Annotated in this window: 17 protein-coding genes and 1 pseudogene; 13 read left to right on the top strand and 5 right to left on the bottom strand. The window is 64.4% G+C overall.

Translation table 11 applies throughout. The features are described from left to right. Nucleotides 1-30 precede the first annotated feature (30 nt). Nucleotides 31-2,178 (bottom strand): annotated as a pseudogene (locus JV551A3_RS21480) (TonB-dependent receptor plug domain-containing protein). 219 nt (nucleotides 2,179-2,397) lie between these two features. Here JV551A3_RS21480 and JV551A3_RS21475 point away from each other — a divergent pair. The 13 genes from JV551A3_RS21475 (at nucleotide 2,398) to JV551A3_RS21405 (ending at nucleotide 16,313) form a co-directional block, all read left to right on the top strand. Continuing rightward, entirely contained in the window at nucleotides 2,398-3,423 is a 1,026-nt protein-coding gene (locus JV551A3_RS21475; protein ID WP_133974152.1) for an NAD(P)H-dependent glycerol-3-phosphate dehydrogenase, read from the top strand. Between the two features lie 36 nt (nucleotides 3,424-3,459). After that, nucleotides 3,460-3,807: a DUF4389 domain-containing protein gene (locus JV551A3_RS21470; RefSeq protein ID WP_027592856.1), complete on the top strand. Its 348-nt coding sequence runs from the start codon at nucleotides 3,460-3,462 to the stop codon at nucleotides 3,805-3,807. Then, nucleotides 3,804-4,262 (top strand): phosphohistidine phosphatase SixA, encoded by a 459-nt coding sequence (gene sixA / locus JV551A3_RS21465; protein ID WP_133974150.1) that lies wholly within the window; start codon nucleotides 3,804-3,806, stop codon nucleotides 4,260-4,262. Before JV551A3_RS21470 ends, sixA begins: the two co-directional genes overlap by 4 nt. 276 nt (nucleotides 4,263-4,538) lie before the next feature. Next, nucleotides 4,539-5,327, top strand: coding sequence for an alpha/beta fold hydrolase (locus tag JV551A3_RS21460; RefSeq protein ID WP_133974149.1), 789 nt, complete (start codon nucleotides 4,539-4,541; stop codon nucleotides 5,325-5,327). Beyond that, nucleotides 5,324-6,178, top strand: coding sequence for an alpha/beta hydrolase (locus tag JV551A3_RS21455; protein ID WP_112252969.1), 855 nt, complete (start codon nucleotides 5,324-5,326; stop codon nucleotides 6,176-6,178). Before JV551A3_RS21460 ends, JV551A3_RS21455 begins: the two co-directional genes overlap by 4 nt. Before the next feature lie 109 nt (nucleotides 6,179-6,287). Next, complete coding sequence (locus JV551A3_RS21450; protein WP_133974148.1) at nucleotides 6,288-7,082, top strand: DUF4892 domain-containing protein; 795 nt, start codon at nucleotides 6,288-6,290, stop codon at nucleotides 7,080-7,082. A gap of 12 nt (nucleotides 7,083-7,094) precedes the next feature. Then, nucleotides 7,095-8,147: an AI-2E family transporter gene (locus JV551A3_RS21445; protein ID WP_133974146.1), complete on the top strand. Its 1,053-nt coding sequence runs from the start codon at nucleotides 7,095-7,097 to the stop codon at nucleotides 8,145-8,147. A gap of 238 nt (nucleotides 8,148-8,385) precedes the next feature. After that, nucleotides 8,386-8,475, top strand: coding sequence for a K(+)-transporting ATPase subunit F (gene kdpF / locus JV551A3_RS21435; RefSeq protein WP_133974145.1), 90 nt, complete (start codon nucleotides 8,386-8,388; stop codon nucleotides 8,473-8,475). A 9-nt stretch (nucleotides 8,476-8,484) separates the two neighbouring features. After that, nucleotides 8,485-10,179: a potassium-transporting ATPase subunit KdpA gene (gene kdpA / locus JV551A3_RS21430; RefSeq protein ID WP_133974143.1), complete on the top strand. Its 1,695-nt coding sequence runs from the start codon at nucleotides 8,485-8,487 to the stop codon at nucleotides 10,177-10,179. Between the two features lie 9 nt (nucleotides 10,180-10,188). Next, a complete protein-coding gene (kdpB, locus tag JV551A3_RS21425) occupies nucleotides 10,189-12,243 on the top strand; it encodes a potassium-transporting ATPase subunit KdpB (RefSeq protein ID WP_133974141.1) in 2,055 nt (684 codons plus the stop codon). Nucleotides 12,244-12,253: 10 nt separating this feature from the next. Then, nucleotides 12,254-12,805: a potassium-transporting ATPase subunit KdpC gene (gene kdpC / locus JV551A3_RS21420; RefSeq protein ID WP_133974138.1), complete on the top strand. Its 552-nt coding sequence runs from the start codon at nucleotides 12,254-12,256 to the stop codon at nucleotides 12,803-12,805. A gap of 161 nt (nucleotides 12,806-12,966) precedes the next feature. Next, nucleotides 12,967-15,621, top strand: coding sequence for a sensor histidine kinase (locus JV551A3_RS21410; protein ID WP_133974136.1), 2,655 nt, complete (start codon nucleotides 12,967-12,969; stop codon nucleotides 15,619-15,621). After that, nucleotides 15,618-16,313 (top strand): response regulator, encoded by a 696-nt coding sequence (locus JV551A3_RS21405; RefSeq protein WP_025339949.1) that lies wholly within the window; start codon nucleotides 15,618-15,620, stop codon nucleotides 16,311-16,313. The genes JV551A3_RS21410 and JV551A3_RS21405 overlap by 4 nt, the downstream gene beginning before the upstream one ends. A gap of 179 nt (nucleotides 16,314-16,492) precedes the next feature. Here the strand turns inward: JV551A3_RS21405 and JV551A3_RS21395 are convergent, their stop codons facing one another. The 4 genes from JV551A3_RS21395 to JV551A3_RS21380 all read right to left on the bottom strand — a co-directional run bounded on the left by JV551A3_RS21395 (nucleotide 16,493) and on the right by JV551A3_RS21380 (nucleotide 21,214). Further along, nucleotides 16,493-17,146: a DUF6708 domain-containing protein gene (locus tag JV551A3_RS21395; RefSeq protein ID WP_235874628.1), complete on the bottom strand. Its 654-nt coding sequence runs from the start codon at nucleotides 17,144-17,146 to the stop codon at nucleotides 16,493-16,495. Between the two features lie 98 nt (nucleotides 17,147-17,244). After that, the gene (locus tag JV551A3_RS21390; protein ID WP_177421343.1) at nucleotides 17,245-19,197 is read right to left on the bottom strand and encodes a hypothetical protein; all 1,953 of its coding nucleotides are present in this window, start codon (nucleotides 19,195-19,197) and stop codon (nucleotides 17,245-17,247) included. Then, on the bottom strand, nucleotides 19,194-20,186 hold the full coding sequence (locus JV551A3_RS21385) for a hypothetical protein (protein ID WP_177421341.1): 993 nt from the start codon (nucleotides 20,184-20,186) through the stop codon (nucleotides 19,194-19,196). Before JV551A3_RS21385 ends, JV551A3_RS21390 begins: the two co-directional genes overlap by 4 nt. A 122-nt stretch (nucleotides 20,187-20,308) precedes the next feature. Then, on the bottom strand, nucleotides 20,309-21,214 hold the full coding sequence (locus JV551A3_RS21380) for a LysR family transcriptional regulator (RefSeq protein WP_112252951.1): 906 nt from the start codon (nucleotides 21,212-21,214) through the stop codon (nucleotides 20,309-20,311). Between the last annotated feature and the right edge of the window lie 199 nt (nucleotides 21,215-21,413).

Below are 21,413 nucleotides of genomic sequence, written 5' to 3'. Positions count from 1 at the left end.
ACAACAGCAACAGGCGCAGCAGCANGGCCATCAGAACTCCAGCTCCGCGCTCACGCTCAGCCGGTGACGGCTGTTGTAGCGGTTCTGGATTGTCGTGGTCGGCTCATCGTCCAGGCGCTGTTGCCACAGCGCGGCCAGGTACAGGTTGCTGCCATGCACCCGGAAGCGCTTGGCCAGGCGCAGGTCCAGGCGCTCGTAGCGATACTGGTTNAGTGCATCGTCACCGTAATAGAACAGCGCGCGCGACCAGTCGTCACCCCGCTCGCGCACCCACCCGGCCTAGCCGCTGTTGCGGGCGCCGAGGCGGCGGTCGGCGTGGTTGCTGGCCCAGGCATCCACGTAGGCGTAGGTCAGGCGCAGGCGGTCGCGCAGGGTCGGGCGCCAGTCCAGTTGCGCCTCGCTGCCGCTGAAACGGGCCTTGTTGGCATTGCTGGCGATGTACTGGTTGTTCTTCAGGGGCTCGCTGATCATTCCGGTGATCTCGTCGTAGAACAGCTTCACATCCATGTTCAGGTCGATGTCGCTGAAGTAGCCGTTGTAGCCCAGCTCGCGAGAGCGCATGCGTTCCTGGTCGAGGTCACCCGGGCCGCGGGTCTTGACGAAGTATTCGCCGTTCTGCAGGCCGAAGGCGTTGGGGGTCAGGTTCTTGACCGTGTAGCTCCAGTTGACGTTGTTCTCGAACATGTCGGGCGAGCGCACTGCCTCGGAGTACACCGCACGCAAGCCATGGCGTGGGGTAATCAGGTAGTTGACCGCCACGCGCGGGGTCAGCGAGCTGCCTGACAGGCGCGAGTCCTCGAACATGGCACCGCCCTGCAGGATCCAGTGCTCGTCGGCGCGCCATTCCAGCTGGCCGAACAGGCGCCAGGTCTGGTCGTCGATGCTGCCATTGAAGTAGGTCTGCGAGTCGGCACGATCATAGCGGTAGTTCATGCCGCTGAGCAGGCGCAGGCTGTCGGTCAGGCTCAGGGTGTCCTGGATTTCCAGATCGTAGCGGGTTTCGCGGGTGCTCTGGTCGACGTCGCCGCAAACCTGGTTCTTGCCACCGTTCTCCCACTGCTGCTGAACCTTCTGCAGCAGCCCTTTCAGAACCGGATCGTCGGTCGAAAGCGGCGCGCCGGTAGCAATGCCGCGCGCCACTTTTTCGGCGAAGTCAGGGTTGATTTGCCAGAGCTGGGTCAATTCCGGGCTGAACGACTGCAAGGCGTCACAGGCGCGCCACACCTGCTGACGGTCGAAATGCTGGGCCGAGCCCTGGATATACAGGCTGTGCTCGGAACTGAAATCCTTGGTCCAGCGCAACGAGCCGGCGTAATCCTTGGCGTTGACATCAGCGTTGTTGCCGGCTTCGTACCTGGCGAACACCGGCTGATAGGTATAAGGCCGCTGATTGCTGCCTTCCTTCGCCGCCAGTTGCCATTCCAGGGTCTGGTCGTGTGCCAGGCTGTGGCTGGCGTTGATAGTAAAGCGGGTCAACCGGCGGCTGTCGCGGTAGTCCTGGCCGAACTGGTTCTCGTCGAAGCCATCGTCCTGCTGGCCGGACAGCGACAGGCGCATGTCGCCACCATCCCAGCCGAAACCGTGGCTCGCGTAGAAATCGTTGATGCCGTCCTGGCCGCGGGTCATCTTCAGCCGCGTGCCATGGCTGTCGGCAGGGTTGCGGGTAAGGATGTTGACCACGGCCATCAACGCGTTGGCGCCGTAGCTGACCGTGTTGGGGCCGCGGAACACCTCGATGCGTTCGATATCCTCCAGGGCCACGGGGATGTCGCTCCAGTCCACCGTGGCCAGGCCGGCGCGGTACACCGAACGGCCATCGATCAGCACCTGCATGCGCCGGGCATCGTTGACGTTGCTACCGTGGTAGTTGACCGTGGGTTGGTTGCCGGCGTTGTAACCCACCATCATGCCCGGCACCAGGCGCAGCAGCTCGGGGATGTCCCGCGCACCGCTGGCGCGGATCAGCTCGCTGTCGAGCACGGTCATGCTGCCCGGGACTGCGGCGGGGGATTGTTTCAGGCGCGTGGCGGTCAGAACCTGCGGCAGGTCCGTGTTGTCGATGAACAGGTCATCGGCCACGGCCGGGCCACCGAGCAGGGCAGTCAGTATGAGCAGGCGCGGGTACGGGGGCGTGCCAGGGAACACAAAGCGGCCTTGTATCAGGATTGAAACAGGCATGGTAACTGACCGTGGTTTATTTGCCAGTGATCTGCATTGCCCGTGGCGGCCCTTTCGCGGGTAAACCCGCTCCCACAGGACCGTACCGCTGCTGAAGGCTGCGTTTACCTGTGGGAGCGGGTTTACCCGCGAAGAGGCCAGTACTGACACTGGTTCTGTAGCAGGCGAGCCGTATAATGGCCCGGTCGCCACTTAACTTTTGGCTTTAACGGATTGGATATGACTGAACAGCAACCTGTTGCAGTTCTGGGAGGCGGCAGCTTCGGCACCGCCGTGGCGAACCTGCTGGCAGAAAACGGTGTGCCGGTGCGCCAATGGATGCGCGACCCGGATCAGGCCGAGGCCATGCGCGTCAATCGCGAGAATCCGCGCTACCTCAAGGGCATCCGCCTGCACGATGGCGTCGAGCCGGTCAGCGACCTGCTGGCCACCTTGCAAGCCAGCGAGCTGATTTTCGTCGCCCTGCCATCGAGCGCCTTGCGCAGCGTGCTGGCCCCGCATGCCGAGCTGCTGCGCGGCAAGGGCCTGGTCAGCCTGACCAAGGGCATCGAAGCGCAAAGCTTCAAGCTGATGAGCCAGATCCTCGAGGAAATCGCCCCCGAGGCGCGCATCGGCGTGTTGTCTGGCCCCAACCTGGCCCGTGAAATCGCCGAGCATGCGCTGACCGCCACGGTAGTCGCCAGCGAAGACGAAAAGCTGTGCCAGCAGGTGCAGGCGGTGCTGCATGGGCGTACCTTCCGCGTTTACGCCAGTGCCGACCGCTTTGGTGTCGAGCTGGGCGGGGCGCTGAAGAACGTCTACGCCATCATCGCCGGCATGGCGGTGGCCCTGGGCATGGGCGAGAACACCAAGAGCATGCTGATCACTCGCGCCCTGGCCGAGATGACCCGCTTCGCCGTCAGCCAGGGCGCCAACCCCATGACCTTCCTCGGCCTGGCCGGTGTCGGTGACTTGATCGTGACCTGCTCCTCGCCCAAGAGCCGCAACTACCAGGTCGGCCACGCGCTGGGCCAGGGCCTGAGCCTGGAGCAGGCGGTCAACCGCCTGGGCGAAGTGGCCGAAGGCGTCAACACCCTCAAGGTGCTCAAGGCCAAGGCGCAAGAGGTGCAGGTGTACATGCCGCTGGTGGCAGGCCTGCATGCCATCCTGTTCGAAGGCCGCACGCTGAACCAGGTGATCGAGCACCTGATGCGTGCCGAGCCGAAGACCGATGTCGATTTCATTTCCATCAGCGGTTTCAACTGAGCCTTCAGCGGCTCTGACAACAGCAAGGAGCAACACATGAACGATACGCCCGAACGCGCCCAGCGCGAGTCGATCATCCTGCGGGTCCTGTGGATGCTGGTGTTCCTGGTGGTCTGGCAACTGGCCGAGCTGCTGCTCGGTGGCCTGGTGCTGGTACAACTGATCTACCGCCTGGTGTACGGCGCCCCCAGCGCCAGCCTGATGAACTTCGGCGACAGCCTGAGCCAGTACCTGGCGCAGATCGGCCGTTTCGGCAGCTTCCACAGCGACCAGAAGCCCTGGCCGTTCGCCGACTGGCCGGCACCGCGCGCCCCGGAAGGCGAGGCGCCGCACGCCGTGGCCCCGGCCCCGCACCCGGTGCGTGACGAGGAGCCCAAGCTGTGAAGCTGTGGGTGCTGCGCCACGGCGAAGCGGAGCCGCGGGCCAACAGCGATGCCGAGCGTCGGCTGACCGCCCATGGTCGCGAGCAGGTGCTGCACAGCGCCGCCCGCCTGCTGGGCCAGCCGCTGCAGGCGATCATCGCCAGCCCTTACGTACGCGCCCAGCAAACCGCCGCCCTGGTGCATGACACCCTGGGCTTCGCCGAGCCGGTGTGCACCGTGCCCTGGCTGACGCCGGACAGTGATGTGCAGCAGGTGATCGGCGAAATCGAGCGCCTGGGCCTGGAGCATGTGCTGCTGGTCAGCCACCAGCCGCTGGTGGGTAACCTGGTCGGGGCATTGGAGCATGGTCACCAGCAGCAACCGGCAGGCATGAGCACTGCAAGCCTGGCGGAGCTGGAAGGGGACTGGCCACTGGCTGGTCTGATGACCCTTCGGGCGATCAACTCGCCGGCTTGAGCCCCGCGGTCAGCTGTAGGAGCGGCCTCGTGTCGCGATGGGCTGCGAAGCAGCCCCGGCAATTTGTGCATCTGCGCTGAAACCCTTGGGCTGCTTTGCGGCCCATCGCGACACAAGGCCGCTCCTACAGGAGTTCGCGCAGGTCAGGAGATTGATGCAATACATTTGCGCCCGCAAGCCTGACCTGATTGCCCTCGCAGATGACCTTTCCGGACATTGCCGAACCGCCCGGCGATGCCGACAATGGGCCATCATTCCCCATCCGGACCCGGTGCCATGTCGCAGCAGATCTTCTTCGCCCATGCCAACGGTTTCCCCTCGGCCACCTACGGCAAGCTGTTTGCTGCCCTGGCGCCGGACTACCAGGTGCAGCACCTGGCCCAGCACGGGCACGATCCGCGTTTTCCGGTGGACGACAACTGGCAGAGCCTGGTCGACGAACTGTTGCACCACCTGGCCCGGCAGGGCCAGCCGGTATGGGGTGTCGGCCATTCGTTGGGCGGGGTGTTGCACCTGCACGCCGCCTTGCGCTGCCCCGAGTACTACCGCGGCGTGGTGATGCTCGACTCGCCGGTGCTTACCCGCGCCGATCAATGGCTGCTGCGTACCGCCAAGCGCTTGGGCTTCATCGACCGTATCACCCCGGCTGGTCGCACCCTGGGGCGCCGCGAAACCTTCAATGACCGCGACAGTGCCCGGGACTATTTTGCCGGCAAGTCACTGTTCCGCCATTTCGACCCCGACTGCCTCGATGCCTACGTAGAGCACGGCCTGCAGACGATGGAGCAGGGGCTGCAGCTGCGCTTCGACCCGGCCACGGAAATCAGCATCTACCGCAGCATTCCGCATACCAGCCCTGCGCCCGCGCGGCAGTTGCAGGTGCCACTGGCCATGGTCCGCGGCGAGCGCAGCAATGTCATTCGCCGCCACCACACATTGGCCGTGCGCGGTATGCCCAGGGGTGAATACCACAGTGTGCCAGGTGGTCACATGTTTCCGCTGGAGCGGCCAACCGACACTGCCAGCTTGATCAAAGGCCTGTTCGACCGCTGGAGCCAGGCATGAGTGCACAGGTCGAGGAGATTCGCCTGAGCCTGGGCCATATCGAACTGGCGGCGCACCTGTTTGGCCCCGAGCACGGCTTGCCGGTGATCGCCCTGCATGGCTGGCTGGACAACGCCAACAGCTTCGCCCGCCTGGCGCCGCAGCTGAAAGGCCTGCGCATCGTCGCCCTGGACCTGGCCGGGCATGGTTACTCCGAGCACCGGCCGCTCGGCGCCGGCTACGCCCTGGCCGATTACGCCCATGATGTACTGCGTGTGGCCGAACAGCTGGGTTGGCAACGTTTCGCCCTGCTGGGCCATTCGCTGGGGGCAATCATTTCGGTACAACTGGCTGGCGCGTTACCGGAGCGGGTCAGCCATCTGGCCCTGATCGACGGCGTCATCCCGCCGACTGGCGCCGAGCAGGATGCCGGTGAGCGGCTGGGCATGGCACTGCAAGCCCAGTTGCGCCTGGATGGCAAGCGCAAGTCGGTGTACACGACCCTGGAGCAGGGCGTGCAGGCACGCATGAAAGGCATGGTCGCGGTCAGCCGCGAGGCGGCCGAGCTGTTGGCCCAGCGTGGCCTGATGCCGGTGCCCGGTGGCTACAGCTGGCGCAGCGACAGCCGCCTGACCCTGCCCTCGCCAGTGCGCCTGAGCGAGGCCCAGGCCATGGCCTATGTGCACAGGGTGAGTTGCCCCGCGCGCCTGGTGGTCGCCGCGGACGGTATGCTGGTGCGCCACACCGGGTTGCTGGAGCAGCTACCCTTTGAGCAGGTGACGCTGCCCGGTGGCCATCACCTGCACCTGAACGATGAGCAGGGCGCGGCCCTTGTCGCAGACTGTTTCAATCGCTTCTTTGGCTTTGCTTGACTTGCACCGGACAAGTGTCGAGGCTTGGCGGGTTGAACAGGGAGACAACCATGCAACTGCCAGACATCCTGGAGCTTTATCTCGGCGCTGAGCGCCGCCTGGGTCGCCAATGAGCGCGCCTGTTGCCATCCGTATTGCCTTCGCTGCCTGCCTGGTGTTCTCCAGCCCCGTGTCGTGGGCCGGCAGCCTGCCGGTGCCGGTGGACGCCAAGGTGGTCGACCAGCGCCCGGCCGTGGAGCAGGAGCGTGTCTATCCCATGGGCCCGCTGCGCAAGATCAGCGGCCGCCTGCGGGTCGAGGACAAGGTCGAAAGCCGTGGCCAGGTCAGCTCGGTAACCTATGAACTGCCGGTCGAACGTACCGCCCGCGAAGCCTTCACCAGCGCTCGTGAAGCACTGCAGCGCGATGGCGGCTACCCGCTGTTCTGGTGCCAGGGCCGCGATTGCGGCGAGGCCAGCCTGTGGGCCAATGATGTGTTCGGCAATGCCCGCCTCAACGGCGGCGACGAGCAGCAGGCGTTCATCCTGCTGCGCCGCTCGGCGGAGCAGGCCGATACCCTGGTTGCGCTGTACAGCGTCACCCGCGGCAACCGCCGCGCCTACCTGCACGTGGAAGAGTTCGTCGCCGGCAGCCCCCTGGGCGAACTGTTGCCGACCGCCGCCACGGTGCTGCGCGAAATGCGCGACACCGGCAAGCTCGACTACCCTGACCTGGCCGCACCGCAAGACGCCTGGGCGAACCTGCTGGCCCGCAGCCTGAACCTTGACAGCACTCTGCGTGCCAGCCTCAGTGGCGCCCAGGCTGGAGCCTGGCGCGAGGCGCTGGTCAAGGCGGGGGTGCGCAGTGGCCGCCTCGAAGTCGGTAGCGCGCCTACCGACGGCCTGCACCTTGAACTGATCCGTTGAACGAGCACCACCATGGCTAACAACGACCGCTTGCTGGTCCAGATTCTGCTGCTGGCGTTGCTGGGTGCCGGCCTGTGGGTAATGGCACCTTTCATTTCAGCGCTATTGTGGGGGGCCATCCTGGCCTTTGCCAGCTGGCCGTTGATGCGCTTGCTGACGCGTGCGCTGGGCGGGCGCGAAACCTTGGCGGCAAGCCTGCTGACCACCGCCTGGATCCTGATCGTGGCGCTGCCGCTGGTGTGGCTGGGGTTCAACCTGGCGGATCACATTCGCGATGCGACGGCGTTCGTGCGTGACGTGCAGGTGGACGGCCTGCCCGATGCGCCGGCCTGGCTGGGTGGCATCCCGTTGGTTGGCGAGCGCCTGGTCAGCTGGTGGCAATCGCTGGACCAGCAGGGCGCGGCCTTGCTGGCCTCGGTCAAGCCGCACCTGGGGCAGGTGGGCAACTGGTTGCTGGCGCGCAGCGCGCAGATCGGCAGCGGTGTGCTGGAGCTGACCCTCAGCCTGGTGTTCGTGTTCTTCTTCTACCGCGATGGCCCGCGCTTGTCGGCGTTCGTCCTGCGCTTGCTGCACCGCTTGATGGGCGAGCGCGCCGAGTATTACCTGGAGCTGGTGGCCGGTACGGTGCAGCGGGTGGTCAACGGGGTGATCGGGACGGCCGCCGCGCAGGGAGTACTGGCGTTGATCGGCTTCCTGATTGCCGGTGTGCCCGGGGCCATCGTGCTCGGGCTGGTGACCTTCATGCTCAGCCTGATCCCCATGGGCCCGCCACTGGCCTGGATTCCGGCCACTGCCTGGCTGGTATGGAAGGGCGAATACGGCATGGCGGTGTTCCTGGGGGTTTGGGGCACCTTCATCATCAGTGGGGTGGACAACGTGCTCAAGCCGTACCTGATCAGCCGTGGCGGCAACCTGCCGTTGGTGATCGTGCTTCTGGGCGTGTTCGGCGGCTTGATCGCCTTTGGTTTCATTGGCTTGTTCATCGGGCCGACCTTGCTGGCGGTCGGCTACAGCCTGCTGCTGGACTGGAGCCGCAACGCCGCCCCGCAGCCGCCTCAGCAGTAAACCTGTACCGGCCTCTTCGCGGGTGAACCCGCTCCCACAGGTACAGCACAGGCCTTGAGCCTTGTGGAGTCCCTGTGGGAGCGGGTTCACCCGCGAAGAGGCCAGTACAGACAACCCAAACCGCTGATCTTTACACCTTCTTTATTCCCATCCCCATCCTCCGATCTCGCCCCTTTACGCCTCTCCCTCGGACAATTTCCCCAAAGCGGCCCAAGCCGCACCACGGGGAGAACCACACATGAACATGCTCGACGGGCTGTCACTGCTGCTGGCGTTGGCATTGGCGTTTTATCTGCTGGTGGCGCTGCTGCGCGCCGATCGCAGCTAGGGAGCGGCCATGCACAGTTACGACTTCGCCTTGCTGTTGGCATTTTTCGCTATCGTGCTGCTACCGGCACCCTGGCTCGGGCGGTTCTACTTCAAGGTCATGGAAGGCCAGCGCACCTGGCTGTCGCCCATGCTGGGCCCGGTCGAGCAGGCCTGCTACCGGCTGGCGGGCGTGCGCGCCAGCCAGGAACAGAACTGGCAGCAGTACACCCTGGCCCTGCTGGCCTTCAACCTGGCCGGGTTCCTGCTGCTGTTCGCCGTGCTGCTGTTGCAGGGCTACCTGCCATTGAACCCGCAGCATCTGCCCGGCCAGGAATGGTCGCTGGCGTTCAACACCGCCGTCAGTTTCGTCACCAACACCAACTGGCAGGCCTACAGCGGTGAGGCGTCGGTCAGCTACCTGAGCCAGATGCTCGGCCTGACCGTGCAGAACTTCGTCAGCGCCGCCACCGGCCTGGCCGTGCTGGTCGCCCTGTGCCGTGGCATCGCCCGGCGCAGCGCCACGACGCTGGGCAACTTCTGGGTCGACATGACCCGCGCCACCCTCTACGGCTTGCTGCCGCTATGCCTGCTGCTGGCATTGCTGCTGGTATGGCAGGGCGTACCACAAACCTTGGCCGACTATGCCCACGCGGTCACCCTGCAAGGCACCGAGCAGACCATTCCGCTGGGCCCGGCCGCCAGCCAGATCGCCATCAAGCAGTTGGGTACCAACGGCGGAGGCTTCTTCGGCGTCAACTCGGCGCACCCGTTCGAAAACCCCACGGCCTGGAGCAACCTGTTCGAGGTGGCTTCGATCATTCTCATCCCGGTGGCGCTGGTATTCACCTTTGGCCACTACGTGAAGGACCTGCGCCAGAGCCGCGCCATCCTTGCCTGCATGCTTGCCTTGTTTCTGATCGGCGGCAGCACGGCGTTGTGGTCCGAGTACCAGCCCAACCCGGCCCTCGAGAGCGCGCAGGTACAGCAAAGCGCCCCCATGGAGGGCAAGGAAAGCCGCTTCGGCACCACCGGTTCGGTGCTGTGGACAGTGACTACCACCTCAGCCTCCAACGGTTCGGTCAATGCCATGCATGACAGCCTCAACCCGCTGACCGGCATGGTGGCGATGGTCAACATGATGGTCGGTGAGGTGATCTTCGGCGGCGTCGGTGCAGGGCTTTACGGCATGTTGCTGTTCGTGTTGATCGCAGTGTTCCTGGCCGGGCTGATGATCGGCCGCACCCCGGAATACCTGGGCAAGAAGCTGCAGGCCCGCGAAGTGCAGTTGCTGGTGGCGACCCTGCTGGTGATGCCGGTCGGCGTGTTGGTGCTCGGGGCAATCGCCGCAAGCCTGCCAGGCCCGGCCGGTGCAGTAAGCAACCCGGGTGCGCATGGCTTCAGCCAACTGCTGTATGCCTACACCTCGGGCACGGCCAACAACGGCTCGGCCTTTGCCGGCTTCGGTGCCAACACGGTGTTCCACAACCTGATGATCGGCCTGGCCATGCTTGTCGGTCGCTTCGGCTACATCCTGCCGGTGCTGGCGCTGGCCGGCTGCCTGGCGGCAAAGAAAAGCGCACCCCAGGGGCTCAACAGCTTCCCCACCCATGGCCCGCTGTTCACCGGCCTGCTGCTGGTCACCATCCTGCTGGTCGGTGGCCTGACCTTCCTGCCGACCCTGGCCCTTGGGCCGATCGCCGAACACTTGAGCCTGGGTTTTTGAGGACCGAACATGAACATGCCCATTCCTGAAGTACAAGCCCGGCACAGTGCCAAGGACCAGACCCGCTTCGCCGCGCTGTGGCGCCCGGCGCTGGTGCAGGCATTCGTCAAGCTCGACCCGCGTCAGCTCAAGCGCTCGCCGGTGATGCTGGTGGTCGCCCTGACTGCTGTGCTGACCACCGTCCTGTGTTTCGCCCCCGGCAGCGGCGTAAGCACCGGCGTAGCCGTGCAGATTGCCCTGTGGCTGTGGTTCACCGTGCTGTTCGCCAACTTCGCCGAGGCCCTGGCCGAAGGCCGTGGCAAGGCCCGCGCCGATAGCCTCAAGGCCGGTAGCCAGGGCCTTGCCGCCCAGCGTCGCAAGCGCGATGGCAGCTATGAGACCGTCGCGGCCAGCGCGCTGCGCAAGGACGACGTGGTGCGCGTGGTGGCCGGCGAAATGATCCCCGGTGACGGCGAAGTGCTCGACGGTATCGCTGCGGTCAACGAGGCCGCCATTACCGGCGAGTCCGCGCCGGTGATCCGCGAGTCCGGCGGCGACCGCTCGGCGGTGACCGGCAATACCCGGCTGGTCTCCGACTGGTTGTTGATCCGCATCACCAGCAACCCGGGCGAGTCGACCCTCGACCGCATGATTGCCCTGGTCGAAGGCGCCAAGCGGCAGAAGACCCCGAACGAGATCGCCCTCGACATCCTGCTGATCGGCCTGACCCTGATCTTCCTTGTCGTCGTAGTGACGCTGCAGCCGTTTGCCCACTTCGTGGGTGGCAGCTTGCCGCTGATCTTCCTCGCTGCGCTGCTGGTGACGCTGATCCCCACCACCATCGGTGGCCTGCTGTCAGCCATCGGTATCGCCGGCATGGACCGGCTGGTGCGGTTGAACGTCATCGCCCGCTCGGGCCGTGCGGTGGAAGCTGCCGGTGATGTGCATACGCTGATGCTCGACAAGACCGGTACCATCACCTTCGGCAACCGCCGCTGCAGTGCGCTGCACGCCGCACCGGGCATTACCGCTCGCGAGCTGGGGGAGGGCGCCTTGCTGGCCTCGCTGGCGGACGACACCGCCGAAGGCAAGTCGATCGTCGAGTACCTGCGTCAGCTGCACGACTTCGTCGAACCAGCCGCCGGGCAGTTCGAGGCGGTGGCTTTCAGCGCCGAGACGCGCCTGTCGGGCATCGACTTGCAGCAGCGCCGCTACCGCAAGGGCGCCGTCGATGCCGTGCTGGCGTTCGTCGGCATGCAACGCCTGGAAATGCCCCAGGCACTGGCCCGTGAAGTGGAGCGCATTGCCCAGAGCGGCGGTACACCATTGCTGGTGTGCATCGACAAGCGCCTGCTCGGCGTGATCCACCTCAAGGACGTGGTCAAGCCCGGCATCCGCGAGCGCTTTGCCGAGCTGCGCAAGCTGGGCATTCGCACGGTGATGGTGACCGGCGATAACCCGCTGACTGCTGCCGCCATCGCTGCCGAGGCCGGCGTGGATGACGTGCTGGCCGAGGCCACGCCCGAGAAGAAGCTGGCGCGGATCCGCCAGGAGCAGAACGACGGCCGCCTGGTGGCCATGTGCGGCGACGGTGCCAACGACGCCCCGGCACTGGCCCAGGCTGATGTGGGCATGGCCATGAACGACGGCACCCAGGCTGCGCGCGAGGCGGCCAACATGGTCGACCTGGACAGCGACCCGACCAAGTTGCTGGACGTGGTGCAGGTCGGCAAGGAACTGCTGGTGACCCGCGGCGCGCTGACCACCTTCTCCATCGCCAACGATGTAGCCAAGTACTTCGCCATCCTGCCGGCGCTGTTCGCCGCCATCTACCCGCAGCTGGGGGTACTCAACCTGATGCACCTGGCCAGCCCGCAGAGTGCGATTCTGTCGGCCATCGTGTTCAACGCGCTGATCATCATCGTGCTGATTCCACTGGCGCTGCGTGGTGTGCGGGTGCAGGCGGCCAGTGCGGCGCACCTGCTGCGTCGCAACCTGCTGATCTACGGGCTGGGCGGCATTGTCGTGCCGTTTGCCGGTATCAAGCTGATCGATCTGCTGCTCAATGCCCTGCACCTGGTCTGAGGAGGCCAACATGAATGCTTATGTACGCCCGGCATTGAGCCTGGCCCTGTTGATGACTTTGGTGACTGGCGCGCTGTATCCGCTGGCGGTGACTGGCATTGCCCAGGTGGCTTTCCCCAACCAGGCCAATGGCAGCCTGGTGCGCGATGACCAGGGCCGGGTGCGCGGTTCGGCGCTGATCGCCCAGGATTTCCAGGGTGATGGCTGGTTCCACGCACGGCCGTCGGCGGGCGCCTACGCTACCGTAGCCAGCGGCGCCAGCAACCTGTCGCCGAGCAACCCGGCGCTGGCCGAGCGGGTCAAGGGTGATGCGGCTGCGTTGTACCGGGCGCAGCAGGGGCCGGTGCCCCAGGCGTTGCTGACCACTTCGGGCAGCGGCCTCGACCCGCACCTGCCACCGGAGGCCGTGGCTTACCAGATCCCTCGGGTGGCGGCGGCGCGGCAGTTGCCGGTGGAGCGCTTGCAAGGCTTGCTGGAAGAGGCCACCCTGCACCCATTGATCGGCCCGCCGGTGGTCAATGTGCTGGCCTTGAACCAGGCACTTGAGCAGCTGGGTCACTGATATCGGGGCCGCTTTGCGGCCCTTCGCGGGCTTGCCCGCTCCCACAGGTACAGCGCAGCTTCCGAGTATTGCGATCACCCTGTGGGAGCGGGCAAGCCCGCGAAGGCCTGCGAAGCAGGCCCAAAAGAGGCTGCAGGACGCCGCCACACAAAGGATGAAAGATGAGTGACTCCACCCGCGCAGACGCGCTGTTGGCTACCCTCCCGCGAACCGGCCGGGGCCGGCTGAAGGTGTTCCTTGGCGCCGCCCCCGGCGTCGGCAAGACCTTCGCCATGCTCCAGGCCGCCCACGCCCAGCAACGCCAGGGCGTTCAAGTGCTGGCCGGAGTGGTCGAAACCCATGGCCGCGCCGAAACCGAGGTACTGCTCGGCGGCCTTCAGCAGCAGCCCCTGCTGCGCAGCCAATACCGCGGCGTCACCCTCGAGGAAATGGACCTCGACGGCCTGCTCAAGGCCGCGCCGGCCCTGGTGCTGGTCGACGAACTGGCCCACACCAATGCCCCCGGCAGCCGCCACGCCAAACGTTGGCAAGACGTACAGGAGCTGCTGGCTGCCGGCATCGACGTGTACACCACGGTCAACGTCCAGCACCTGGAAAGCCTCAACGACAAGGTCCGCGATATTACCGGCGTGCAAGTGCGCGAAACCCTGCCGGACTGGGTACTGCAGGAAGCGTTCGAGCTGGTGCTGATCGACCTGCCACCCCGTGAGCTGCTCGAACGCCTGCGCGAAGGCAAGGTGTACGTGCCCGAGCAGGCGCGGGCCGCCATCGATGCGTTCTTCTCGCAAACCAACCTTACCGCCCTGCGCGAGCTGGCCATGCAGACCGCTGCTGCCCAGGTGGATGCCGACCTGGCCCACGGCTATCGCCAGCGCGGCCAGGAAGCCCCAGCCCTGCGTGGGCGCTTGCTGGTAGGCGTGGATGGCGACGACCAGGCCGAACGCCTGGTGCGTCATGCCAGCCGCGTGGCGCAACGCCGCCACCTGCCCTGGAGCCTGGTGCACGTGGACAACGGCCGCCTGCGCGACGAAACCGCACGGCTGCGCCTGCAAGCTGCCCAGCAACTGGCCGAACGCCTGGGCGGGGAGGTGGTACTGCTGCGTGCCGGCGAAGTGGTGCGCACGCTGATCCAGCATGCCGCCGAACGGCGGGCCAGCCTGGTGCTGGTCGGGCAGTCCCGTGACCGCCTGCGCCGGCGCCTGTTCGGTGCCGGTGTGGCCGCGCGACTATTGCGCGAAAGCCACGGCCTGGAAATCAACGTGCTGGACCGCGACGCGCAGCCGCAAGCGCCACGATCGGCGGTGCGGCGGGTGTGGGTCTGGCGCCATTACCTGCTGGCGCTGCTGGCCACGGTCATGGCCGCGGGCCTGGCCTGGGCGGTGTCGAGTGTGCTGGCCCTGCCCAATATCTCGCTGGTGTTCCTGGCCGCGGTGTTGCTGGTGGCGGTGCGCAGCAGCCTGGGGCCTGCGCTGGCCTGCGCGGTAATGTCGTTCCTGGCCTACGACTTCCTGTTCATCCCGCCCAACCTGTCGTTCAGGATCCAGCGCGAGGAAGACGTGCTGACCTTGGTGTTCTTTCTGTTGATGGCCGCGCTCACCGGCAACCTGGCCGCCCGCCAGCGTCGCCAGTTGCAGGCGCTGCGCGAGACCCAGGCGCAGACCAGCCAGCTGCTTGACCTGTCGCGCCGGTTGACAGTGGCCACCGACCGCCAGGCGGTGCTTAACGCTGCCGGCCAGCACCTGGACGGTTGGCAGGACATGCAGGTGTGCCTGCTGGAGCGCGATGTCGAAGGCCGATTGCAGGTGGCCAGCGGCGAAGCCCATGCCTTCAGCGATAACGAACGCGCCGCCGCAGAGTGGGCCTGGCAGCACGGCCAGGCCGCCGGTCATGGCAGCGACACCTTGCCCAATGGCCGTTGGTGGTGGTGGCCGTTGGCGGTAGATGAGCAGCCCCTGGCACTGCTCGGTGTGCGCCCGCGTTCGGGCCGGCCGCTTAGCGATCCGCGCCGACGCCTGCTCACCGCCCTTGGTCAACCACTGGCCCAGGCCCTGGCGCGCGCCCGTCTGGCCGAACAGCTGGAGGCCGCGCGCCTGCATGGCGAAACCGAGCAGCTGCGCAGCGCCTTGCTTGCATCCGTTTCCCATGACTTGCGTACCCCACTGACCGCCATGCGCGGCAGCATCGACAGCCTGCTGGCGCTGGGCGAGGCGATCCCCACCGCCGACCGCCGAGAACTGCTGGAGGGCACCCGCAACGAGGCCGAACGCCTCGACCGCTACATTCAGAACCTGCTCGACATGACCCGCCTGGGCCATGGCGGCTTGAAGCTGGCCCGCGACTGGGTGGCCCCGGCCGACATCGTAGGCAGCGCGCTCAACCGCCTGCGCGCTGTGTTGGCGCCGCTGCGGGTGCACACTGACGTGCCGGCCGAGCTGCCGTTGCTGTACGTCCACGCGGCACTGATCGAGCAGGCGTTGGTCAACGTGCTGGAAAATGCCGCGCGCTTCTCGCCAGCCAATGGCCGGTTGGAACTGCAGGTGGCGGTGCAGGACGCCCGGTTGTGTTTCGCCGTCAGCGACCAGGGCCCCGGCATTCCCGTGGCTGACCGCGAGAAGATCTTCGACATGTTCTACACCGCCGCTCGCGGCGACCGCGGCGGGCAGGGCACCGGCCTGGGCCTGGCGATCTGCCAGGGCATGATCGGCGCCCATGGCGGGCAGATTTTGGTCGGCGAAGGCATCGATGGCCAGGGCACCAGCATCACTTTATGCTTGCCGCTGCCTCCTCAACCTGAAACCGAAAGCGAAACCCCATGAGTCAGTCCGCCACCCTCCTGGTCATCGACGATGAACCGCAGATCCGCAAGTTTCTGCGCATCAGCCTGGCCTCGCAAGGCTACAAGGTGCTCGAGGCCGCCACCGGCACGGAAGGGCTGGCCCAGGCGGCCTTGGGCAAGCCGGACCTGGTGGTGCTTGATCTGGGTCTTCCGGACATGGACGGCCAGCAGGTACTGCGTGACCTGCGCGAATGGAGCGCGGTGCCGGTGCTGGTGTTGTCGGTGCGCGCCAGTGAAGTGCAGAAGGTCGATGCGCTGGATGGCGGTGCCAACGACTATGTGACCAAGCCGTTCGGCATCCAGGAGTTTCTGGCGCGGGTGCGCGCCTTGCTGCGTCAGGTGCCGCAGGCCGGTGGCTCGGAAGTGGCGGCCAGCTTTGGGCCGCTGATGGTTGACTTTGCCTTTCGCCGGGTGACCCTGGATGGCGTGGAAGTGGCGCTGACCCGCAAGGAGTATGCGCTGCTGGCGCAACTGGCCGGGCACCCGGGGCGGGTGATTACCCAGCAGCAACTGCTCAAGGATATCTGGGGGCCTACCCATGTGGATGACACCCATTACCTGCGGATTGTGGTTGGGCATTTGCGGCAGAAGCTGGGTGATGACCCTACGGCGCCGCGGTTCATCATCACCGAGCCAGGGGTGGGATACAGGTTGGTGGCGCCGACCATGTAACCCCCGTGGAGCGGGCGTGCCCGCGAAGAATCCAGCGCGATGCATGGCACCGGCTGCGCCGGTGTTCGCGGCTGAAGCCGCTCCCACAGAGTCCCCGCTAATTCAATGAGTTATGTGCAGTTCTATGAGAGCTGGCATGTTGGCGATGGGGCCAGCGCAAGCAGCGCAAGACGGTAAGCTCAGGGGGCGGTTCTCGACTCCAGATCCATTTCCGCTGGCCACTCTACTCGGGGTGCCAGGCGCAGCGCGAACTCACACCAGAGCACATCGTTGTGATCCTTGGGCTCCCCGGGCGGTGGCAGGGCTGAGGGACCTTCCTGCATGTAGGTACAGATGTAGGCCCAGGCATGCTGGTCGGCACCCATGGTGCTCAGGTGAAAACGGTCGATGACGTTGTTCGTGCCCGGCGCGACGATGGACAGCATGACACCCCATTTGAAAATGAGCCCGCCGTTTGGCAGGGCGCCGGTTTGTGACCAGCGCTCGGCGCGGACTTGGGACCAGTCGTAACTGACCGGCACGACCTTGCCTTTGTCGAAGGGGTTCCACCATTGGCGTTTGAAGTTGTAAGCGTAGATTTTCTGGCGCGTACGGTTGAACCTGATGGGTTCGTCGCGAGGTGGAGAAATATCCATGCGAAGTCCTATAGTAACCAGCCAGGTAACCAGGAAGATTTCAGATATTGAGAGCAGCAGCGATTCAAAATTTCGGGGGTCGAGCGTAAGTGTCATCATGTAAAGGCTAAAGGCGAAAAATATGCACAAGAGGAAGGCAAAGGCTGAAATCATCCCTCGTGATGATACGCTTTGTCGCGGAATTTCTAAGTAAGTCATGCACTGATGGTTAGGTATTTGATTGCCCATATATTTTTCTATTGAGTTGACTGTGTAAGGGGCGGGGAGGTCTTCCTTCCAGCCCGGGCAGGCAGGATTTAATATGGGTCGGGCCATTTTGTCAGGGGCTCCAAGCTGTGCATGTAGTTTTCTGTTATTGTTACATGGGCATGCCCAAGTTCGTCCTGCTTGTCTGGCCAGTAATGCAGGCTAAATTCAATGGCGTTGATGTGATGATCTACCAGCAAAGGCAGAGCTCCCTGTATGGTCAACGTACTGCTCTTGTTGTTGAAGCGCACCAAAGGCTTTGGGTTGTCAATGTGGCCGAAGACTCCTTTCCCCTTTGGTAGGCTGATCTGCAATTGGTTAGTGGGAGTGCTGTCACCCGATACGGTAATGATTTCTCTTTGAGCACCAGTACGGTGAATGCTTAAATGCCACTCATGGCGAGATGTGCCCTCGGCGTAATTAGGCAATAGGAAGTAATAGTTAAGCGTGTATTCTGCGGGTATTGCAGGGTCGTTGCCGATGATCATCCCTTTTGGTTCGGAAGTCTGCATGTTCGTATGGCTGGTGAATTGAGTTATTATAGAAATCTCAGCCTGAACGCCAATTGCTGCCGCATTCAAAGCACCAATTGCAATGTCAAGATGCTTCGCTTTGGTCCAGAGACGGTTGTCTTCAGATAATCCCCATCTGCTTTGACGAGCCCAAAGCTCTGTTGGAGAGGATTCGTTTTGTTTTGCCTCGGAAGCTATTGCATAGGCGGCCAATCCTAGAATGATTGCTATACCGATTGGGCCAAATAATGTGGCGGGGCCAAAAGCCCCAAGTACACCTGCAATGGCGGAAGCGCCAGCCATTATGCCCGCAGTCCTGTATCTATCTGCTGACGTTAAATCTCCGCTTTTATGAGTGCGCAGGCTGGCGAACAGGTACTGTGCCCCATCCATCATTCCAGCAATTGCCGCAATGCCGGCGCCGTATCGAGCCATACCGGTTCCCAAAGAAGTCGTTGTCACTGCTCGGGGCCACGGTATCTTCGGTCGTACAAGTGTGACAGCAAGCCCTGCCGCTTCGACACTCACCCCCAACAACCCAAGCGAAGAAGACCAGATCGCCGCAAGCGCCTCCGGATTATTCTGATGCGTCTCTTGCAACGCCCGATAGTTCTTGCCCAGACTATCCTGCTGGAACCATATACCCCCCAAGGCAAGCAGCAGCTTTACGCTTCCGCTACTCGCCGCCGCATCCCGCAGGCTGCGCATCGCATCGCTTGCCACGCTTTGCGCTGCTGTAGAACTGATCTTCAAACCACCCGTAACCTGCGCACGCAGCGTACCCGCACCAATCGCAACATTGCGTACCAGCGCCCCGACGCCGCCGGCTGCACCCTCACGCAACTGCACCAACCGCGCCTGCAAACTCTCGGCGCTTTCCAACGTCCAGAGCATCACCTCGATCATCTGGCTGCGGTTACCCGCTGCCGCAATATTGATCGCGCCACTCAGCACCATGGCCCGCACCTTGCGGCCCAGGGGATCACGGAACTGCTTGTCTACCTGCTGCAGAAACGCATCCGTCCGCGCCTCCAGGGCCTCGTTGAGCAGGCTCATGTACTCGCCCACTGTCAGCGACACTCGCAGCGGCATCACCTTCTGCCCGGCGAACAGGGCAAACGCCGAGCGATGCACATGGCCGATCAGGGTCTTGGTCCGTTCATTCAGGTGCTGGCTGAGCGCATTCCCTGCGCTGTTGGTCGCGGCCAGCAACTGGCCAACGGCATCCTGTATCGGCTTGATCATCAACAGCTGGCCGTCGGCGGTGCCGGCGATGCCCTTGATGATGTCGTACACCTTGCCGAAGTCGTCCCCGGCCAGCGCGCTGGTCACCTGCTGCATCAGCTTCTGATTCTTGGCCAGCAGCGCCTGGTAAAGCAGGCTGCGGTCGTCTTCCAGCAGCTGCTGCCAGATATGCTGGGTGATCCCGAGCGGCTGACCCTCCTGAGGCAGGGTTTCAGTGGGCCCGCCGGCCAGGCAGGCGGCCATCATCTGGATGAAGTACTCGCCCGAAACAGGGGAGGTCGCGTCAAAGTCGTGGTAGCCGATCTGCTGAAACGCCCGTTCGGCAGGCTGGCGACGATGTGCGACCAGGTGCAGTCGTCGTAGCTGGCGAAGCGGTACGCCAGGCGCTGCTCGCCGGCAGCTGCCTTTTCCACCGCGTGCTGGATGGTCGGGTGCTGAAGGAGCAGTGGGTGGACCATGAGCATGTGCAGGCTCATGCACTGGATATCGGCGCGGTCGCGCAGGCCCTGCTTGAACGCCTTGAGGATCAGGTTCATGGCATGGGTGGGGGCGTTTTCCGGCAGGCCTGCATGGGAATGCTGCACGGCACTCAGGCGATGCCAGGCACAGAGCAGCTGAATGATCTGTGGTGCAACATGCTGTGTCGCCCTTACGGCCTCGGGGACGGCCAGTTCGCCTGCCATGGGTTTTCGCTCGAATACCTCGCAACTGCCACAACCATCGGGATGTAGCCAGCTGCGAACAGGTCCGAGGACTTCGCCTGCGTTTTTCAGGGTCGCGCGCAGCAGCGCCAGCCGCACGGGTTCGAACCAGGCGGTGATACCGTGCGGTTTTGGTTGGTGCAGCACCTGGCACTGCTGGCTGATGTGCCGGGCGATGAGGTCGGCGGGTTGATCGCTGATCAGCCAGCCACACACGTAGTGCCAGGTAGCTGCCGATTCACGAGCGGCGCAGGTCGCACTCAATGATGCAAGGGCTGTGGGCGCATCACCGGGTTTGGCAAGCCGCACCAGAGCTGGCCAGCACTCAGGATCCTGCACCCGCCCGCTGCAGTCGACGCGCGTTACGGCATCACTACCCAGCGCTTCACCGAGGGCAGCGATGGCCAGCGGGTGCTCAGGCGGGCAGCCGGCGAATGGGTCCAGTAGAAGGTAGAGGGCCTCGTCTGGTTGGCGCTGCTGGTTGGCGAAGTGATCGACCGACTGCACGTATCCCTGCGCGGACTGGCTCGACATGAGAAGTTCCTTTTCTTCTTGATGGCGAGCAGAAACCTAACGGGGAATCAATGCTGCAGGTAGTTATTGGCTTCCTAACCAGTTGTAGGATTTTTCGCTTTAGGACGAGACAGTCGTATCGCTCAGGACCTCGGGGATTCTGTTTCAAAGCATTGGCGCACCACTTCAAGGTAGCGCCGGGCGCCCAACCCCAACGGGCGCGACTTGACCCAGATGATGTCCACCCACAAGCGCAACCGGCTGGCCATGTTGTCGAAACGCACCTCCGCCAGTGCGCCTGAAGCGATCAACGGTTCCACCAACGGCTGCGGCAGATAGGCCCAACCAAGGCCCGATTGCACCAGGTCCAGCGTGGCCAGGTAGCTGTCGGTCAGCCAGATGCGTCGCGACAGTACCATGCGCGGGTCCGACCCGGTGGCCTTGCCCGAGGCCACGATGATTTGCCGCTGTTCGGCGAAAGCCTCTTCAGGTAATGGCGTGCCGCTGTTCTGCCCGGCCGGATGGCGAGGGGAGGCAACGGCAACCAGCAACTGGCTGCCAGCTTCCAGGAATGACTCGCGCTCGTCGATGCCAGGCCGTTCGAAGACCAGTGCCAGCTGCACGCTGCCGTCATGCAGCAGGCGGATGGCTTCGGCCTGGGTGGCCGAGCGCACCTCGATTTCCAGGCTGGGAAATTCCTGGGCGAGGGTTTCCAGTGGCTGGCTCCAGCGGCCTGTCTGCAGCTCGGGCGCCATGGCGATGGTCAGGCGCTTTTCCAGACCCTTGTGCAGTTGCAGGGCCTGGGCGTCGAGCAGGTTGAGCTGGCAGATCACCTGCCTGGCCTGGGGCTCCAGAGCCAGGGCGGCGCTGGTGGGCAAGGCTTTGCGCGTGGCGCGGTCGAACAGCACCAGGTCCAGCTCCGCCTCCAGTTGGGCGATGGCCATGCTCACGGCCGACGGCACACGCCCCAGCTTGCGCGCGGCGGCAGAGAACGAGCCTGCCTCCAGCACCGCGAGGAAGATTGCCAGGGAGTCGCTGGTAAAGGCCATGTTCATTGAACCTGAGGTGGGGGGTTGTGAGCGAATAGTAATAGATGGGGCGAAGTTTTTAGGCCCCTGTGGGATCGAGCGCCGCTGGTGCGGCGCATTACAGGTCCAACGTGAACCTGAAGCCTGTGCGGTACCTGTGGGAGCGGGTTTACCCGCGAAGAAGCCTGCGCGGTGTAGGGCACCGGCTTCGCCGGTATTC

It is taken from the genome of Pseudomonas inefficax (assembly GCF_900277125.1).
Taxonomy (GTDB): domain Bacteria; phylum Pseudomonadota; class Gammaproteobacteria; order Pseudomonadales; family Pseudomonadaceae; genus Aquipseudomonas; species Aquipseudomonas inefficax.
The sequence above is the reverse complement of the archived record's forward strand: the minus strand, read 5'-3'. Positions and strand labels throughout refer to the sequence as shown.

Bases quoted from the DNA above. Each gene is read 5' to 3' on its own strand.
- JV551A3_RS21475 (WP_133974152.1), top strand. From the start codon at position 2,398: ATGACTGAACAGCAACCTGTTGCAGTTCTGGGAGGCGGCAGCTTCGGC.
- JV551A3_RS21470 (WP_027592856.1), top strand. From the start codon at position 3,460: ATGAACGATACGCCCGAACGCGCCCAGCGCGAGTCGATCATCCTGCGG.
- JV551A3_RS21460 (WP_133974149.1), top strand. From the start codon at position 4,539: ATGTCGCAGCAGATCTTCTTCGCCCATGCCAACGGTTTCCCCTCGGCC.
- JV551A3_RS21455 (WP_112252969.1), top strand. From the start codon at position 5,324: ATGAGTGCACAGGTCGAGGAGATTCGCCTGAGCCTGGGCCATATCGAA.
- JV551A3_RS21450 (WP_133974148.1), top strand. From the start codon at position 6,288: ATGAGCGCGCCTGTTGCCATCCGTATTGCCTTCGCTGCCTGCCTGGTG.
- JV551A3_RS21445 (WP_133974146.1), top strand. From the start codon at position 7,095: ATGGCTAACAACGACCGCTTGCTGGTCCAGATTCTGCTGCTGGCGTTG.
- kdpF (WP_133974145.1), top strand. From the start codon at position 8,386: ATGAACATGCTCGACGGGCTGTCACTGCTGCTGGCGTTGGCATTGGCG.
- kdpA (WP_133974143.1), top strand. From the start codon at position 8,485: ATGCACAGTTACGACTTCGCCTTGCTGTTGGCATTTTTCGCTATCGTG.
- kdpB (WP_133974141.1), top strand. From the start codon at position 10,189: ATGAACATGCCCATTCCTGAAGTACAAGCCCGGCACAGTGCCAAGGAC.
- kdpC (WP_133974138.1), top strand. From the start codon at position 12,254: ATGAATGCTTATGTACGCCCGGCATTGAGCCTGGCCCTGTTGATGACT.
- JV551A3_RS21410 (WP_133974136.1), top strand. From the start codon at position 12,967: ATGAGTGACTCCACCCGCGCAGACGCGCTGTTGGCTACCCTCCCGCGA.
- JV551A3_RS21405 (WP_025339949.1), top strand. From the start codon at position 15,618: ATGAGTCAGTCCGCCACCCTCCTGGTCATCGACGATGAACCGCAGATC.
- JV551A3_RS21395 (WP_235874628.1), bottom strand. From the start codon at position 17,146: ATGACTTACTTAGAAATTCCGCGACAAAGCGTATCATCACGAGGGATG.
- JV551A3_RS21390 (WP_177421343.1), bottom strand. From the start codon at position 19,197: ATGATGGCCGCCTGCCTGGCCGGCGGGCCCACTGAAACCCTGCCTCAG.
- JV551A3_RS21385 (WP_177421341.1), bottom strand. From the start codon at position 20,186: ATGTCGAGCCAGTCCGCGCAGGGATACGTGCAGTCGGTCGATCACTTC.
- JV551A3_RS21380 (WP_112252951.1), bottom strand. From the start codon at position 21,214: ATGGCCTTTACCAGCGACTCCCTGGCAATCTTCCTCGCGGTGCTGGAG.